The organism is Micromonospora sp. HNM0581 (genome assembly GCF_012726175.1).
Classification (GTDB): domain Bacteria; phylum Actinomycetota; class Actinomycetes; order Mycobacteriales; family Micromonosporaceae; genus Micromonospora.
In genome coordinates this window covers 158396-174351 of the sequence record NZ_JAASAD010000006.1, presented here as the reverse complement: position 1 = coordinate 174351, position 15956 = coordinate 158396, and the positions used below count along the sequence as shown (strand labels likewise).

Below are 15956 nucleotides of genomic sequence, written 5' to 3'. Positions count from 1 at the left end.
GCCGGCGTGCGACGGCGGTTGGTGATCAGCTATCTGCTGCTGATGGTGCTCGTGGTGGTGGCGCTGGGCACACCGCTGGCGATGACGCTCACCACCCGGGAGACCGATCGGGTACGCGCCGACCGGCTGGCCGACGCCACCCGCTTCGCGTCGCTGGCCGGGCCGGCTCTGCGCGATGGCACGCCCGGTCCACTCGACCACGAACTGGCTAGCTACGACGAGCTTTACGGCATAGGCGCGGCAGTGGTGGACCGGGACCGGCGGGAGGTGGTGGCCTCGGCGAGCTGGCGAGCGGCCCCGGGTACCCGGGAAGCGTTGGATGTCGCGCTTTCCGGCCAGCAGACCAGCGGACCCGACTCGGTCTGGCCGTGGGTGGACGGGCCGATCGTGGTGGCGGTGCCGATCAACGACGGTGGCGAGGTGCTCGGCGCGGTGGTCACCGCCACCCCGGCCGACGGGGTCCGGCGTACCGTCGCCACCTGGTGGACGCTTGTCGCCGCGCTGGGCCTACTCGCGGTGCTGGCCTGCGTGCTCACCGCTTTCGGGCTGGCCGGCTGGGTGTTGCGTCCGGTCACCGAGCTGGACGCGGTCACCCACGAGATCGCCGAGGGCGATCGCGGTGCCCGGGTGCAGCATCGGCTGGGGCCACCGGAACTGCGCCGCCTCGCGACGAGTTTCAACCACATGGCGGACGTGGTCTCCGACGTGATGGACCGCCAGCGTGCCTTCGTCGCGCACGCCAGTCACCAGCTCCGCAACCCGTTGACCGCGTTGCGGCTGCGGGTGGAGGAACTGGGGCCGAGCGTCACCGACGAGCAGGGGCGCACCGAGCACCGGTTGGCGTTGGAGGAGACCGACCGGCTCGCCCTGCTGCTCGACGCGTTGCTCACCCTCGCCCGCGCGGAGCGCCGCGAGAACCAGCGGGTCGTCGTGGACGCGACGGCGGTGGCCGGGTCCCGGGTCGCGGCCTGGGAGCCGCTGGCCCGCCACCGGTCGGTCACCCTGAAGCTTGCCGTCGAACCCGGCCCGGTGTACGCCCGGACCGTGCCGACCGCCATCGACCAGGCCCTCGACGCCCTGATCGACAACGCGGTGAAGTTCAGCGGCGCCGGTGGTGAGGTGACGGTCACGGTGGCGGCCCGCGATGGCGGGACGACCCTGGAGGTACGCGACACCGGCCCGGGGATGACCCGCAGCCAGCTCGGCCGGGCCACCGAACGGTTCTGGCGGGCGCCGGAGGTGCAGAACGTCGACGGTGCCGGGCTGGGTCTGACCATCGCAGCGGTGCTGGTCGACGCCTCCGACGGCCGGCTGACGATGCACCCGAACTCACCGCGCGGGCTGGTCGCCGCGCTGTGGTTCCCGCAGCCGGCGGAGCTGCCCGACTCTTCCGATCCGGTCGGCGCGGCTGGATGGTCGGTATCCACCGAACCGGCGTCGTCCGCGGTGGCCGGAGCGTAGCGCCGCCCGACGGAAACGGCTGGGCAGGGAACCCCGGCCAGCACCGGGAGCCCCGGCACACGGTCCGTCTGATCAGCGTGGTCAGGGTTTGCTGGACCGGTAGTAGGCGACAGCGCCCGGGTGCAGTGGCAACGGGGAGGTGGCGATGGCCGAGCGGGGGCTCATCCGGCCGGCCGCCGGGTGCGCGGCAGCCAGCTCGGAACGGCGTTCCATGAGCAACCGGGTCACCTCGCGGACCAGCGACGCCGGCAGGTCGGCCCGCACCACCAGATAGTTCGGGTTGGCCACGGTGGTGACCGGGTCGACGCCGTACACCGAGCGGGGGATGTCCCGTGGTACGTACACCTCGGGGTTGCCCCGGCGTAGTGGCGCCGTCCACTCGCCGAGATCGACGATACGGGTGCGGGTGTCCTCGGCGAACTGGGCGACCGCGCGTACCGGCAGCCCACCGGAGAAGAAGAAGGCGTCGATCCGACCGGCGCGCAACGCGGCCACCGAATCGTCGAGTCCGAGGTGTTCCTGTCGTACCTGAGTCCCGTCGAGACCGGCCGCGGCCAGCAGCCGATCAACTGTGATCTTCGTACCCGAGCCGGCCGCGCCCACCGAGACCCGTCGGCCGCGCAGGTCGGTCAGGGTCCGCACCGGGCTGCCAGCGGTGGTGACCAGGTGCAGCAGGTCGTCGTAGACCCGGGCGACCGCCACCACCGGTGGATCCGGACCCGGGTCGGCCTGCAGCACGTCGGCCTGGGTGAAGCCGAGTTCGGCCTCCCCGGCGTTGAGTAGCTGCACGTTCTCCGCCGAGGCCGCGGTGACCAGCACCTCCGCCCGCACCCGGGGTAGTTCCCGGTTGAGGATGGCCGCCAGCGATTCGCCGAAGGCATGGTAGACGGCGGTGGGGCTGCCGGTGGCTATCCGGATGACCACCGGTGCACCCGGATCGTCGCGGCAGCCGCCGAGGCTGGGCAGGGCCAGCAGCACGGCTAGCGCCAACGTCACGCGGGCGCCTCGCCACCGCCGGGCTCGCACGGGGTACCGGGTACGGGTCACGGGCAGCACTGTGCGCCGCCGGACCCGGATGGCGCAACCCCGGGACGACGTAGCACGGTACGGCCGGGCGTCGGCCGCCGGGTCAGGCCACCGGCCGCTGCACCGCCTCCTCCGCCGCGTACCGCAGGATCTGGTCCCGGTCGCGGCCGTGGGCCACGCTGACCAGGAAACAACCGGTACTCGGCCGCAGCAGCGCCGGCACGTCCAGTAGCGCTGCGCCGCGCACCAGGACCGCGCCGAGCTCCCGGTCGGTGATCCGCACCCCGAGGATGTGCCGCCGGACGTGTCTACCGCCGGCCAGCAGCGCGGCCCGCCAGGCGGCGGCGGCCAGCCGGGTGCGCCACAACCGGCGGGCCGTCGAGGCACCCGGCACCGAGCCGCCGAGCATCTCACGCCGGCCCCGTCGCCAGCCGTTCTCCACGATCGCCGCGTACGTCGGCCGGTGCTCCCGCTCGACGTGCAACCGGTGCAACTCGTATCGGCGGCGCAGCCCACCGACGGCCAACTCGTGCCGGACCGGGATGTCGAGTCGATCGAGGAGCTGCCCGGTACGCCGCGCCGCCTCCTCCCGGTTGAACTCGATGGTCACCGGCTGGACGGGTTGCTGCGCGGCGAGCCGGTTCCCGGGCATGGCGGGCGGTGGCATGCAGCGCAGCAGGCAGGCCGTCTCGAAGGCGTCGGCCAGGGTCATCCAGTCCAACGGTGCCGGCGCAGGCCGGGCCGACGGTGTGGATGGGTGGGCCGTCGCGGGGCGGGACCGGTCGAGCAGGATCGGTTCGGCAAGCACCGGGAGGGCCTCCTCGTCGCGTCGGGTCCTCATACGGTGACCCGGGACACGGATCGGCGGTACCGATCCGGTCCAGCCTTGAGGAAATCTTGCGTCTGGTTACAGCTCCGAAACGATCACGTCGACCTGACCCGGTCGACCGGGCACACCGGACTGTTCACACACCGTGTACTTCAGGTCCCGCAGGGTCGTCACCAGTGCCCCCACCGAACGTGGCCGGGCGCCGGCGAGCAGCAGGTCCCGCACCAGCCGTCCCTTGGTGGCCTTGTTGAAGTGGCTCACCACCGAGCGCACCGGCACCCCGTCGACCTCCCGCTCGTGCAGCACCCGGACGGTGAGGGTGCGCTCGGCCAGCTCACCGCGGGGCGTCCAGGCCGCCGCGTACGCCCCGGAACGCAGGTCCAGCACCGGGCCGCGACCGGCCGCCGCGGTCAGCGCGGCCCCCAGGTCCCGGCGCCACAGCGCCGGCAACGAGCCGATGCCGGGCAGCCGGGCCCCGATCGGGCAGCGGTACGGCGGGATGCGGTCGGCAAGCCGCACCGCTCCCCACAGCCCGGAGCTGACCAGCACCTGCCGCCCGGCCGCGCGCTGCGCCGACGGGGGAAGGCTGGCCAGGTCGAGAGCCTCGTAGAGCACTCCGGTGTAGATCCGGCCGGCAGGGGCGGTGGCGGCCTGCCGCAGCCGGGCGTTGCGCCGCAACTCGCCGTGCTGCCCGGGGTTGAGTCCGAGTGCGGCGAGCGCCGTCTCCGCAGACCCGGCGCTGAGGTCGACGAGTGCGGACAACAACGTCTCCCGTACCGGGTTCAGCTCCGGCAGGGACAGCCGATCCAGGTCCAGTCGGCGTCCAGAGCCGGACTCGGCTTTGCCCTCCGAGGGCGGCAGCAGGATGAGCATGGGTGACTCTAACGCCAGGGTCGCAGCGGCTCCGGCGGATGGTACACCCGGAAGCCGCCCACCTCGGCGAGCAGTGCCTTGCCGACCCGGTCACCGAGCATCTCCCGCAGCCGCCGGTCCGCCGGGGCATCGGCGGCCAGCACGTACCCGGGCCGCTGCGCTCGGGCCAGCCGCCACCAGTACGCCGGGTACCGGTTCTGTCCGGGTCGCAGCCCGTCGTCCACCACGGCGCAGATCACCTCCTCGTCGGTGTTGAAGACCAGGCGGTTGCAGGTCCAGTATTCGCCGTACACCTCGCGAAGGCCGGCGGTGCGCACCATCTCGGCCAACTGGCGGGCCTGTCGTTCCTCGGTGCGCCCCGGAGCCGCGCCGGTGGTGGCGAACAGCACTGTCGTCGCCAGCGAGCCGGCCGCCAGGGCAACCAGTACGGCGGTGGCCGTCGCACCGACCACCCGGCCCGCCACGCCGGTGATGCCCCGTCGGGCGGCGACCGCCGACACCCACAACGGCCAGAGCACCGCTGGCATTGACAGTTGCAGCACCGACAGGTAGCGGGCGTTGCCCAGTGGCTCCGCTGCCGCCAGCGGACTGCGCACGTACGCCAGCAGGGTCAACGCGGCGCCTGCGAGCAGCGTGAGGTGCACGACCGGACCGACCCGGTCGTCGCGTCCGCTGGCCCGCCGGTAGGCGAGCCCGGCGAGCGTCGCCGCCGCCACCAGCAGCAGAGGGTAGAGCAGACCGAACCAGTTCTGCCAACGGGCGCAGCCGTCGACCGGGCAGAGGCCGGAAGCCAGCGGCACGCCCTCCAGCAGTCCACCGTCGAGCCGTCGCGACCACGGTGGCACCGGCCCGTTTCCACCGCTGATGCCACGCAGCACCGACAGGGAGTCCTGCCCGGGTGGTGCCACCAGGTTGTCGCGGATCATCGGGGCGAGTCCGACGGTGAAGCCGACGACGAGCAGCAGCCCCGCCCGGCCGAGCAGTTCCCGGCGCAGGGTCCACACGAGCGCCAGGCCGACCATCGCCAGGTACGGCACGATCAGCCAGTCCGACCACAGTGCCACCCCGGCGAGCAGACCGAAGCCGCCTACGGTCAGCGCCCGGTGCCGCACCGTTCCCCGGGCCAGCGCCACCACGACCAGCAGCATCGCCAGCACCGCCACCTTGACCTCCGGTCGCCCGCCGACCGCGGTCACCTGGTCCCGGACGACCCGCTCGGAGCCGAGCGCCAGCAGCCCGACGATCACGGTGGCGAACCAGGGTGAGCCGATCTGCCTGGTCAACCGGTGGATCAGCCAGAGGAACAGCGCGTAGAGGGCGAGCACCGGCAGTCGGAGCACCGGCCAGCTCGGGCCGGACACCGCGAGCAGCGGCGCGGCCAGGTACGACTCCAGCATGCCCATGTACCGCTGTCCGTACAGGAAGATCGGCTGCTCGCGGCCCTGTGCGATGTGCAGCGCGGCCAACCCGAAGGTCGCCTCGTCGCTGTTGGAGACGGGCACGGTGGTCAGCACCAGAGCCAGCCGGTAGCCGACTCCGACGATCCCGAACAGCAGGGCGACCGACGCCGGCCGGTCGAGCCGTTGCCGTCGCCCTGGTTCCGCCGCTGCCTGTGGCACGACCTCGCCCCCGTCGCCGTCCGACCGGAGTGTGTCACGGCGACGACGTCGGGCGTGGCGGTTCGGCTCAGCTCACGTGGCCGAGGAGACTGGTCTGTGGCAGGGTTGCTTGCGTGTCACCGACTCCCGCAGGCCGACTGGCCGTACCGAACCTGCACCGGGCCGCGCGGATCGAGGACGCCGTGCACGGCCTGGTGGAACGCCGGCTGCGGCGGACCGGCTGGCGGATGAACATCATCGCGTACACCGGTTACGGGGGGCCCGGTTGGGTGCGGGTGATGTGCCGGGTGCTGCTGGGGCGGCCGGACACCCGCCAGCGCGGCCGGCTGGAGAAGGTCCGGGGGTGGCGCAGCTTCACCACCCTGCCGGCCAAGCACGTGACCGTGACCATCGAGACCGGTGGGGTGGTGCACGAGGCGCAGGCCGACCGCAGCGGCTTCGTCGACACCGTGGTCGCGGCGGGCCTGCCACCTGGTTGGGGTACGGTGCGGCTGGGCGTGCCCGACGCCGATCCGGTCGAGGCTCCGGTGCGCATCCTCGACCCGGAGGTGCGCTTCGGCATCCTCTCCGACATCGACGACACGGTCATGGTGACGGCGCTGCCCCGGCCACTGCTCGCCGCGTGGAACACGTTCGTCCTCGACGAACACGCTCGCGCGGCGGTGCCCGGCATGGCGGTGCTCTACGAGCGGTTGGTCACCGCTCACCCCGGCGCGCCGGTGTTCTATCTGTCCACCGGCGCGTGGAACGTCGCGCCGACGTTGACCCGGTTCCTGTCGCGGCACCTCTACCCGGCCGGGCCGCTGCTGCTGACCGACTGGGGACCGACCCAGGACCGCTGGTTCCGCAGCGGCCGGGAACACAAGCGGGCCACCCTGGCCCGGCTGGCCAAGGAGTTCCCCGACGTACGCTGGCTGCTCGTCGGCGACGACGGTCAGCACGACCAGGAAATCTACCGCGAGTTCGCGGTCGCCCACCCGGACAGCATCGCCGGGGTGGCGATCCGTCGGCTGTCTCCCACCCAGGCGGTTCTGGCCGGTAGCCTGCCCGTCCCGCACGACAGTCCCACCGAGGGGCCGGTGGGGCAGAAGTGGCTCTCCGCCCCCGACGGCGCCGGCCTGTGGACCCTGCTGCGCGGGGCGGGTCTGGTCTGAGTCTGCCGTCCCCACCGGCTGTTTCGGCTGCGCACGGTGAGCGTGGCGGGTCAGGTAGCTGCCGGTCGTGGGTCTGTCCCCGCCGATGGGCGCCGAGGTGCGGGCCCGAGGTGTTCGGGTGTCCGTCGCCGTGGGCGGCACAGGTAGAGCGCCAACAGGGTGATCATTCCGGTGACGGATTCCGGGGACATGCCGAGCTGGTTGTTGGCCGGCAGATAGGCGATGAGGATCCAGAGTTGAGCGAAGATCAGTAGCGGTAGTACGCGTCTGGCGACGAAAGCCTCCGACCACACCCGGGCGAAGAACCACCCGACCAGCCCCATGAACAGCGCGGCGCCGGGGAAGGTGAGGTCGGAGGCGAGCCAGGGGTAGATCGTCGCCCAGTACAACTGGGCGGGCCAGCCGGTGGCGTTCTCCGTACGCTCCGGGTAGCTCGGGTTGTCCGACGCGTCCACACCGAGCTGCTGTTCGGCGAGGAGGGTCGCGGCGGGTGCGTTGCCCAGGCCGTTGGACCATTCGAACGGCACCTGTAGGTTGTGTGCCAGTCCCAGGTAGCCGTGGGTCGGGTAGAACAGCACGGCGGCGATGCCGTGCGCCACGTGGGGGCCGGTCACGTCGACCACGGCGGGGTTGGCCTTGACCATGTCGCTCGTGCCGAAGACGGTGCTGCGCGCCGCCTGGCTGAAGACCATGTAGACCGTGAAGGCGACGACGATCGTGGCACCGAGCGCGAGAAGTCTGCCGCGTCGCCTTCCCATCCGGCGGCGGGTTGTCACCGCGACGACGAGCAGTCCCGCCCCCAGCATGACCGAGACGTCGCCGAGGCCCTTGAGCGTGCCGACGAAAAGGTAGTACGTCACGTGGAAGGCGAGGCCGAGCAGGCCGAACGCCCGGATCGGCCAGGACAGCCGGCGCCAGTACACCACCAGGAGCGGTGCCAGCATGGTGCCGCAGACACCGAATAGTGCGAGCAGCGTCAGGATTCCGTTGCCCTGGCCGGCGCCCTGCGCGTACGCGTCCAGTTTGTGCAGGTAGGCGTCGGCTGGGTCGCGCACGTTGGACCATATGCCCGTCGGCCCTGTCGCGCCCAGCGTGGCCAGTGCGGCGGCGCTCGCGACAACGTGGTAGCCGGCTGCGACGACGAGAAGTTTCCGGACCGTGGTGTATCGGGTCGGTGTGACGCGGCGGAACCTGGCGGGTGGGCAATGCCACATGTGGACGGTGTATCCGAGGGCGAACAGAGCGGTGGCGCCGAACACGAAGACACACAGTTGCGTCCCGTTCTGCACCTGCTCGTCCAGTTCGCTGAGCCAGAAGACAGCGAAGGTGCCGAGCATCCAGGACAGGGCGAGCAGTAGCGGAAGCCAGATCGATCGCTGGCTGGGCGGCTCCCACGTGTCGGACTCCTGCCCTGCGGCTGGCGAGGCCGTAGCGACCCGGCCGTCTGGATGTGGTCGCAGTTCCCAGTCGCGTTCCGCATCTACGGATGCCACCTACAGCACCTTCCGGTCGGGCTCGCCTCCGCTGCACGGGTCGTGCGCGGCTGGTCAGGGCGGATCACCACCGCGCTACCGGATCAGGGCTCGCTGCCGTGCCAATCCACCCGGTAAGAGAATAATCGTGGCTTAACACCCATTTTCGGCTGTTTGTCCTTTTGGTGGTGATGCATCCGGTAGACCTCGTCTAGGGGGCATCGGCCTCCGCTCCTGGCAGAAGCGACAGCTATGAAGGGATCTCGATGACACCTTTTGAGCCCGAGGCGACGGTCCTCGTCACCGGCGGCACCGGCTCGTTCGGCCAGACGATGGTTCGTCGACTGCTCGACAGGGGCGTGGCCGAGATACGAGTCCTCAGCCGGGACGAGGCCAAACAGGATGCGATGCGGCACGCGCTCGCGGACGACCGGGTGCGATATCACCTCGGTGACGTCCGGGATTTCGAAACCGTGCTGCGTGCCACCCGCGACGTCGACCACATCTTCCACGCCGCCGCGCTCAAACAGGTCCCGGCCTGTGAGTTCTTCCCGATCGAGGCAGTCCGGACCAACGTGTCGGGCAGCGCCAACGTGGTGGAGGCGGCAGAGCGTCAGGGTGTCCGCTCCGTCGTCCTGCTGAGCACCGACAAGGCGGTCCAGCCGGTCAACACGATGGGAATGACCAAGGCGATCATGGAGAAGCTGGCCCAGGCGCACGCCCGCAACCACCCCGACAGCGACACCACGGTGTCCTGTGTGCGCTACGGCAACGTGATGTACTCACGCGGCTCGGTCATTCCGTTGTTCGTCAAGCAGATCCGGACCGGGCGGGCACCGACAGTCACCGATCCCGACATGACCCGCTTCCTGATGTCACTCGCGGACTCGGTGCAACTGGTCGAACACGCGTTCGCGCACGCGCACCCCGGAGACGTCTTCATCCACAAAGCCAGCGCCTGCCGGGTCGGGGAACTGGCGCTGGCCATGTGCCAGCTGTTCGACGCACCGGAGAAGTACGACACGGTGGGCGCACGGCTCGGTGAGAAGCTGCACGAGTGCCTGGCCAGCGCGGAAGAGGTGGCGCGGGCCGACGATTTCGGTGACTTCCTGCGGGTGCCGATGGACGGCCCTACGGTGCACTCCCTGCCACCCAGTCTCGCCATCTCCGGAACGGCCGTCGTGCAGGAACTCAACTCGGCGAACGCGTTGCGCCTGGACGTGTCGGAGATTAGGGAGGTGCTGCTCGGCCTTCCGGAGATCCGGGCAGAACTGGCCGTACGCGAACCGGCCCTGGTGTCATGAAGGTCGCGCTGACCGGAGCCGGCGGATTCCTCGGCTGGCACGTGCGGGTACTGCTCCGGGCGGTGGGCTGGCCCGAACCGACGGTGCTGACCCGGACGGAGTTGGCCGACCCGGCGGTCGCCGCCGACCGGATCGCCGGCACGGATCTGCTCCTGCACCTCGCAGGCGTCAACCGGGGTAGCCCGGCCGGAGTGGTCGCCGGCAACGTGGGTTCGGCACAGTCGCTCGTCGACGCCCTGCAACGGTGCCCCAACCCGCCGAAACGGGTGGTGTTCGCCAACTCGGTGCAGGCCGGCAACGCGACGCCGTACGGCGACAGCAAGGCGGCGGCGGCCAGCACACTCGCCGCGTCCGCCGGAGTCGGCTACGACTTCGACGACGTCCTGTTGCCCAACCTCTACGGCGAACACGGGCGCCCCTTCTACAACTCGGTGGTAGCCACCTTCTGCCGGATACTCGCCGACGGCGGCCGGCCGGACGTCCGGGGGGATCAGGAACTGGAGCTGGTGCACGTACAGGACGCCGTGGCCCGGCTCGTCGGGCTGGACGCCGGGCACACCTGGGACCCGACCATGCCGGCGGTACGGATCGACGTGCCCCGTCTCGCCGAGTGGCTGACCGACCTGTCGATCGTCTACCGGTCCGGGGAGTTCCCGTCGTTGTCCGACCGGCACGCCGTGCGCATGTTCAACACCTACCGGTCACACTGCTTCCCGGAGCACATGCCCCTGCCGCTGACCGGACGGACTGACGGAAGGGGAAGCCTGACGGAGGTCGTCCGGGCCCAGGGCGGTGGTGGGCAGTTCTTCATGTCGACCACCCGGCCCGGCATCACCCGGGGAGACCACTTCCACCTGGCGAAGGTCGAACGCTTCGCCGTCGTGCGCGGTGCCGCCGAGATCCGGCTCCGCCGGGTCGGGTACCAGGAGGTTGTCCGCTTCCCGGTCAGCGGGGAGTCCCCGGTGGTGGTGGACATGCCGACGATGTGGGCACACGAGATCACCAACACCGGGACCGAGGAGCTGCTGACGCTGTTCTGGACGAATGATCTGTTCGACCCGGGCCGTCCCGACACCTATCCGGAGCGGGTGTGCCAACCCCCGGCGCGGACCACCGGAAGCGACGGTACGCCGGGGGGCTGCGACCACGCGCCGACGGCTGATCAGCAGGATCCGCCCGAGGAGGCCGGGCAGTGACCCGCCGGATGGACGTGCTCGACCACATGCTGTCCACCGTGTGCCGGCGACACGGGTGGGCGGGCTTCCGGCGTCGGAGATGAGGTCGACGATGAGACTGCGGATACCCGGTTCGTTGCGCAACCGGTGGACGCGCGCGGTCGCGCTCGTCGCCGTCCTGGCTGTGCTGGTGGTCGGCGTCGGCGCAGGGGGCTGGCTCTATCTCCGCTCACTCGACTCGAAGGTGACGCGGGTCGACGCCTTCCGCGACATTCCCGCCGAGCAGCGGCCCGTGCCAGACGAGGCGCTCAACTTCCTCGTCGTCGGCACGGACCAGGCCGAACAGCCGGGTGGGCCGCAGCGCAGCGACAACATCATCCTGGTGCACGTCCCGCACAGCCAGGACCGGGCGCACCTCATCTCCATCCCCCGCGACACCTGGGTGAACGTCCCCACCGTCCGCCCGGAAGAGCAACGGCGATCCGCGAAGATCAATGCCGCGTACGCCTGGGGTGGGGCGCCGCTGCTCGTCCAGACCGTGGAGGAGTTCACCGGCGTCCGGATCGACCACGTCGTGATCGTCGACTTCGCCGGCTTCGGCCGCATCATCGACACGTTGGGCGGGGTCGAGGTCGCCGTCGACGCACCGTTCACCTCCTTCGCCGCCGGCGGCGCCGTCCTACCCCCCGGTACCCACCGGATGAACAGCGCGGTCGCCCTGGAATACGCCCGCGAACGTCACCAGTTCGCCGACGGAGACTTCAGCCGGATCCGCCACCAGCAGGCGATATTCGTCGCCGTGCTGCAGGAGGTGACCCGCAAGGGCATCCTGGCCGAACCGGCACGGCTCGACGGCTTCCTGCGAAACCTCGCCGGTGCCGTCCAGGTCGACGACGATCTGTCCATCGCCGACACCGCGTGGCGGCTGCGACGGATCCGGGCCGACCGGGTGACCACGGTGACCAGCCCGTCGGCCGGAGTCGGCATGATCGGCGACCAGAGCGTCATCCTGCCGGACCGGGCTGCCGCCGCCGGCCTGTACCAGGCGGTCAAAAACGACGAAGTCGACCACTGGCTGGCCGAGAACCCGTCGTAGGCCACGTTCGTGGACGCTCGGGCAGTGGCGTGAACGCAGCCCGCCCGGCCCGACTCGTCCGTGACCGGGAACGGCTGTCAGCGGCGTAGCTCGTCGAGGAACACACCGAGGGCGACGGCGTGGACGCGGTAGTCGAGAGACTTCAGTGCCCGCTCCCGCGCCGCCACCCGAAGCCGGTTCCGGTCCTGTTCGCTGAGCCTGGTCGCCAGCCGGATCGTCTGCACCAGGCTCTCCACCGAGTGATCTGGGCAGACCAGCCCCTCCACCCCGTGGTGGAGATAGTCGCCCATGTCGCCGGTCAGATTGGCGATCACCGGTACGCCGTTGGCGAGGCTCTCACAGAATTTCGTGGAGAATCCCGCGTTCGCGGCCCGCTCCGGCCGGCGGAGCAACACCGTGAAGTCCGCCTGCTGCACCACAAGCGGGACCTGCTGCTGCGACAACCGCCCCAGCACGTGCACGTTGTCCGGCAGCGCCCCACCGGCCAGCGCCGCCACCTCCGCCCGGGACGGGCCGAGGACGCGCAACTCCACCGGCGCCGCCGCGTGGTGCGCCCGCCGCACGGCCAGCACCACGTCGGAGAGCAGATCCTTGTTGTTCCGGCCGGGATTTCCCGCGTACGCGACGACCAGTGCCGGTCCCCGCCGCGCCGGAGGCGCCAGCAGCGGAAGGTTCTGGACGTCCACGGTCGACGGCACGCGGACGACGGCACCGGTGCGGGCGGCGTAGTAATCGGTGAGCAGGGAACTGATGGCGATGATGCCGTCGCAGCGCGGGTAGTGGTACCGCAGCGCCAGTTTCATACTGGCGTTCAGCGGACCGTACGTGCCACCCCTGACGTACCGCCCGTCGTACCAGTCCACCACGTCGGCCACCAACGGCACCCGATGTCGGGTACACCAGCGGCGGAGTTGGTGGGCGTACCGTTCCTGTCCCCCGTGCAGGATCACGTGCGAGGGTCTCGTCGGCTGCTCCTCCAGCCACCGCACCGTGCGTCGGCCCCAGGTCACGAAGGTCCGCACCGACGCGTGCAGCAGGCCCGACCCGGCCGGCGGTGCCTCGCCGAGGCCCACGTGGCAGACCGTTCCTGGCCCGTCGAAGCCGGACAGCGGCGTCGGGACACGCGGCTGCGGGTCACCGCTGGCCACCACCACGTGCCGGCCGCCGGCCGCCAACGAGCCGACGAGCCCGAAGACCCGCCGCGAACTGGCTTCGCCCCACGGGAACAGGAACGGGCCGACACAGGCGATCCACTCTCCGGAACGCTTCACGCCGGCTCCCGCGCGTCGGCCAGCCGTGGAGCACCGGTACCCGCGGCCTGGCGGAGCACCTCGGCGAACCGGGTCGCCACCCGTTCCCGCCGGTGGTGGCGTTCCGCGTGGGCCCGACCGTTGCGCCCGAACTCGTGCCAGGAGGACGAGTCGAGACACAGTTTCCACAGCTGTTCGGTGACCACGTCCTCCTCGGGCGTCCCGACCACGATCCCGGCGCCGGCCGACCGGACGTACGCCATCGAGGCGAGTTCGGCGGGGCCGTGCCCGAAGATGGGCCGGCCGGCGGCGAGGTACTGAGGAATCTTCGTGGACACCGAGTAGTGCGTGTAGCGCCGGGTGTCCTCGGCGAAGCTCTCGACGTGCACCAGGATGTCCGCCTCGGCGAGCACGGCAGGCACCTCGTGGCTGGCCAGCGACCGCCCGAAGTGCACGCCGGGAATCCCGGCGAACTCCCGACCGTAGCGCTCGGCGTCCTCGGTCGGGCAGTGCACGGTGAGCCGCACCGGGGTGGCTGCGGTGCTGATCGCCGCCGCGCCGGCGGCGATGGTGCGCAAGGACCGCCAGCGGCCCAGGTGCAGCGCCCCGACGTAGACGAGGTTCGCCGGTCGGTCGCGTGCCGGTGTGACCGGAGGCGGCGGCGCGGCGAAGAAGTCCGCATCCACCGAATTGGTGAAGACGTCGAACGGGATGCCGTACCGGCGCTGGTACTCCTCGGCCATCGGTCCGCTGATCGCCATGCCGCACGGGGCGAGCCCGACGAGGTCACGGACCGCGGCGTGCAGCCGGGACGCCGCGAAGCCACCCAGTTCACGGCGGCCGTACAGGGTCGCCGGCCAGTCGTCGGTGAAGTGCGGGACCACCGGTACCCGGCAGTGCCGGGCGGCGTGGGCTGCCAGCCGGGTCAACCGGACGCTTCCGAGCATCGAGTAGACCACGTCGGGCCGGTACTGCCGCATCCAGTTGGTGACCCGAGAGGGCAGGTGCAGCGGGCTGAGGTCACCGAGCGCGACGAGGTGCGTGTACCAGGCCGCCACGGTCGACCGCCGGTCGGCGGCGTCGCGGACGGCGGTCAGCGCCGGCATGCTCTGCACCGGCCCGGTGCCGTTCCAGCCCAGCATCCGTAGCGCGAGGTACTGCGGACGGGGATAGTGCTCGCGCGGCGGAAAGTGCAGGAACTCCGTACACACCTCCGTCGACGGTTCGGAAGGGGAGGTGTACACCTGCGCCAGCCGGTCCTTCGGCCAGCCGTGGAAAAGGTTCGACAACGTGATCGTGGTACCGGTGGAACGGTCGAACGGCATGTGCCCGACCACCAGCACCTTGGGAAACTGCGCCGTGCGCGGCGCAGCGTCACGCGGATGTGTCATCGCGGATCACCCTCTCGAGTGTTCGGGCAGTACCCGGACGGGTCAAGGCACGGCGGTAGCCGTGCACCGCCGCCGGTACGACCGTGAGCAGGTAGCAGACCGCGCCGACGTACGGCACGGCGGAGATGCCCCACCACTTCGCGCCGTACCACTTGGCGACGAGTGACAGGCCGAGATAGGCGGCGTAGCCGATCAGTTGCGGGCGGACGACCCCGGCGGCGTTCTGCACCATGAACACCGGCGAGGTGGCCGCCACGACCAGCCACCACAGGGCCAGGCCCGGCAGCAGCCAACGGTCGCCGAGCAGCGGTACGGACAGCCAGGTGGCGAACAGCCACTCACCCGACAGGACCAGGGCGGTGGCCGGCAGCAGCACGATGACCGTGGACACGACGGTCATCCGCCGGGCGGTCCGACGGACCCAGGTCACCCGCCCGGCGGCGAGCGCTTCGCCGTGCGCCGGCCAGAACGGCTGGTTCACCAGCATCACGATCACGCCGAGCTGGATGAACAATCTGGCCGGGACCGCGTACGCGGTCACCTCGGCGAGACCTCTGGTGTGCGCGATGATCAGACTGTCGGCGTTGTCGGCGACGGTCATCAGGACGGTGACGACACCGAACAGACCGCTGATCCGCAGGAGTTGCCGGCCGGTGGCCGGGTCCAGCGCCCGCCACGCCGGCGCGAGATCGGGCAGGGTCCGGCGGAAGGTCCAGCCGGTGTTGACGACGTTGACCAGTACCGGGCCGGCGACGGCGGCGGTGACCACCACCACGGCGTCGAGGTCGGCGTGCACCGCTGCGAGTGCCAGCGGCAGTGACGAGGCAGCCCCGGCGGCCTGCCACAGGTTGCTGCGTGCCCCCATCCGGTACGCGAACTGGACCCGGTTGACCAGGGACAGGGGCATGTTCAGCAGGAACGCGGTCAGGCAGGCCAGGGTCAGCGCGCGGGCGTCACCTGAGGAGATGGAATCTGGTGCGTTGAAGACGGTCCGCCACGGGACCAGACCCGAGGCGAGCCAGAGCAGCGCGCAGCCGGCCAGGGCGATGCCCGTCACCATGGCGTACGCGCTGGTGACGTAGCGGCGGGCCAGCCGGCTGTCACCGCTGGCGCAGCACGGTGCCAGTCGGGTGAGCAGGCCGTTGCCGAGTCCCAGGTCGGCGAAGGCCGCCATGCCGGTCAGGGCGATCACTGCCATCCACAGGCCGTAGAGGTCAGGGCCGAGGTACGACAGCGTCACCGGGATCAACGCCAGCGGCACGACGGCGCTCACCGCGCGTCCGATCACGGCGGTGACGACCCAGGA

Annotated in this window: 13 protein-coding genes; 5 read left to right on the top strand and 8 right to left on the bottom strand. The window is 71.0% G+C overall.

Annotated features, from left to right (window positions below; all coding sequences use genetic code 11):
• Nucleotides 1–6 precede the first annotated feature (6 nt).
• Nucleotides 7–1461 carry a HAMP domain-containing sensor histidine kinase gene (locus HCA58_RS10670; protein ID WP_169597620.1) on the top strand — a complete coding sequence of 485 codons (1455 nt, stop codon included), beginning with the start codon at nucleotides 7–9 and terminating at the stop codon, nucleotides 1459–1461.
• A gap of 81 nt (nucleotides 1462–1542) precedes the next feature.
• On the opposite strand, the gene HCA58_RS10665 is transcribed toward HCA58_RS10670, so the two are convergent.
• The 4 genes from HCA58_RS10665 to HCA58_RS10650 all read right to left on the bottom strand — a co-directional run bounded on the left by HCA58_RS10665 (nucleotide 1543) and on the right by HCA58_RS10650 (nucleotide 5808).
• A complete protein-coding gene (locus HCA58_RS10665) occupies nucleotides 1543–2508 on the bottom strand; it encodes a TAXI family TRAP transporter solute-binding subunit (protein WP_346775949.1) in 966 nt (321 codons plus the stop codon).
• An 82-nt stretch (nucleotides 2509–2590) separates the two neighbouring features.
• On the bottom strand, nucleotides 2591–3328 hold the full coding sequence (locus HCA58_RS10660; RefSeq protein ID WP_205808246.1) for a hypothetical protein: 738 nt from the start codon (nucleotides 3326–3328) through the stop codon (nucleotides 2591–2593).
• Nucleotides 3329–3394: 66 nt separating this feature from the next.
• A complete protein-coding gene (yaaA, locus tag HCA58_RS10655; RefSeq protein ID WP_169597618.1) occupies nucleotides 3395–4189 on the bottom strand; it encodes a peroxide stress protein YaaA in 795 nt (264 codons plus the stop codon).
• An 8-nt stretch (nucleotides 4190–4197) separates the two neighbouring features.
• Nucleotides 4198–5808, bottom strand: a complete 1611-nt coding sequence (locus tag HCA58_RS10650) for a hypothetical protein (RefSeq protein ID WP_169597617.1) — start codon at nucleotides 5806–5808, stop codon at nucleotides 4198–4200.
• A 113-nt stretch (nucleotides 5809–5921) separates the two neighbouring features.
• Between HCA58_RS10650 and HCA58_RS10645 the strand changes: the two genes are divergently transcribed.
• Complete coding sequence (locus HCA58_RS10645; protein WP_169597616.1) at nucleotides 5922–6962, top strand: phosphatase domain-containing protein; 1041 nt, start codon at nucleotides 5922–5924, stop codon at nucleotides 6960–6962.
• A 50-nt stretch (nucleotides 6963–7012) separates the two neighbouring features.
• Here HCA58_RS10645 and HCA58_RS10640 read toward each other — a convergent pair whose 3' ends face one another.
• A complete protein-coding gene (locus HCA58_RS10640; protein WP_169597615.1) occupies nucleotides 7013–8455 on the bottom strand; it encodes a hypothetical protein in 1443 nt (480 codons plus the stop codon).
• A 245-nt stretch (nucleotides 8456–8700) separates the two neighbouring features.
• On the opposite strand from HCA58_RS10640, the gene HCA58_RS10635 reads away from it, so the two are divergent.
• From HCA58_RS10635 to HCA58_RS10625, 3 genes are all read left to right on the top strand, one after another.
• Nucleotides 8701–9738, top strand: a complete 1038-nt coding sequence (locus tag HCA58_RS10635) for a polysaccharide biosynthesis protein (RefSeq protein ID WP_169597614.1) — start codon at nucleotides 8701–8703, stop codon at nucleotides 9736–9738.
• A complete protein-coding gene (locus HCA58_RS10630) occupies nucleotides 9735–10934 on the top strand; it encodes an NAD-dependent epimerase/dehydratase family protein (protein WP_169597613.1) in 1200 nt (399 codons plus the stop codon). Before HCA58_RS10635 ends, HCA58_RS10630 begins: the two co-directional genes overlap by 4 nt.
• A gap of 91 nt (nucleotides 10935–11025) precedes the next feature.
• The gene (locus tag HCA58_RS10625) at nucleotides 11026–12009 is read left to right on the top strand and encodes an LCP family protein (protein ID WP_169597612.1); all 984 of its coding nucleotides are present in this window, start codon (nucleotides 11026–11028) and stop codon (nucleotides 12007–12009) included.
• Between the two features lie 77 nt (nucleotides 12010–12086).
• Here the strand turns inward: HCA58_RS10625 and HCA58_RS10620 are convergent, their stop codons facing one another.
• Genes HCA58_RS10620 through HCA58_RS10610 form a run of 3 tightly spaced genes read right to left on the bottom strand, consistent with a single transcriptional unit; the run spans nucleotide 12087 to nucleotide 15923 of the window.
• On the bottom strand, nucleotides 12087–13280 hold the full coding sequence (locus HCA58_RS10620) for a glycosyltransferase (protein WP_169597611.1): 1194 nt from the start codon (nucleotides 13278–13280) through the stop codon (nucleotides 12087–12089).
• A complete protein-coding gene (locus HCA58_RS10615) occupies nucleotides 13277–14650 on the bottom strand; it encodes a glycosyl transferase family 1 (RefSeq protein ID WP_169597610.1) in 1374 nt (457 codons plus the stop codon). Before HCA58_RS10615 ends, HCA58_RS10620 begins: the two co-directional genes overlap by 4 nt.
• Entirely contained in the window at nucleotides 14634–15923 is a 1290-nt protein-coding gene (locus HCA58_RS10610) for a lipopolysaccharide biosynthesis protein (RefSeq protein WP_169597609.1), read from the bottom strand. Before HCA58_RS10610 ends, HCA58_RS10615 begins: the two co-directional genes overlap by 17 nt.
• Nucleotides 15924–15956: the final 33 nt, after the last annotated feature.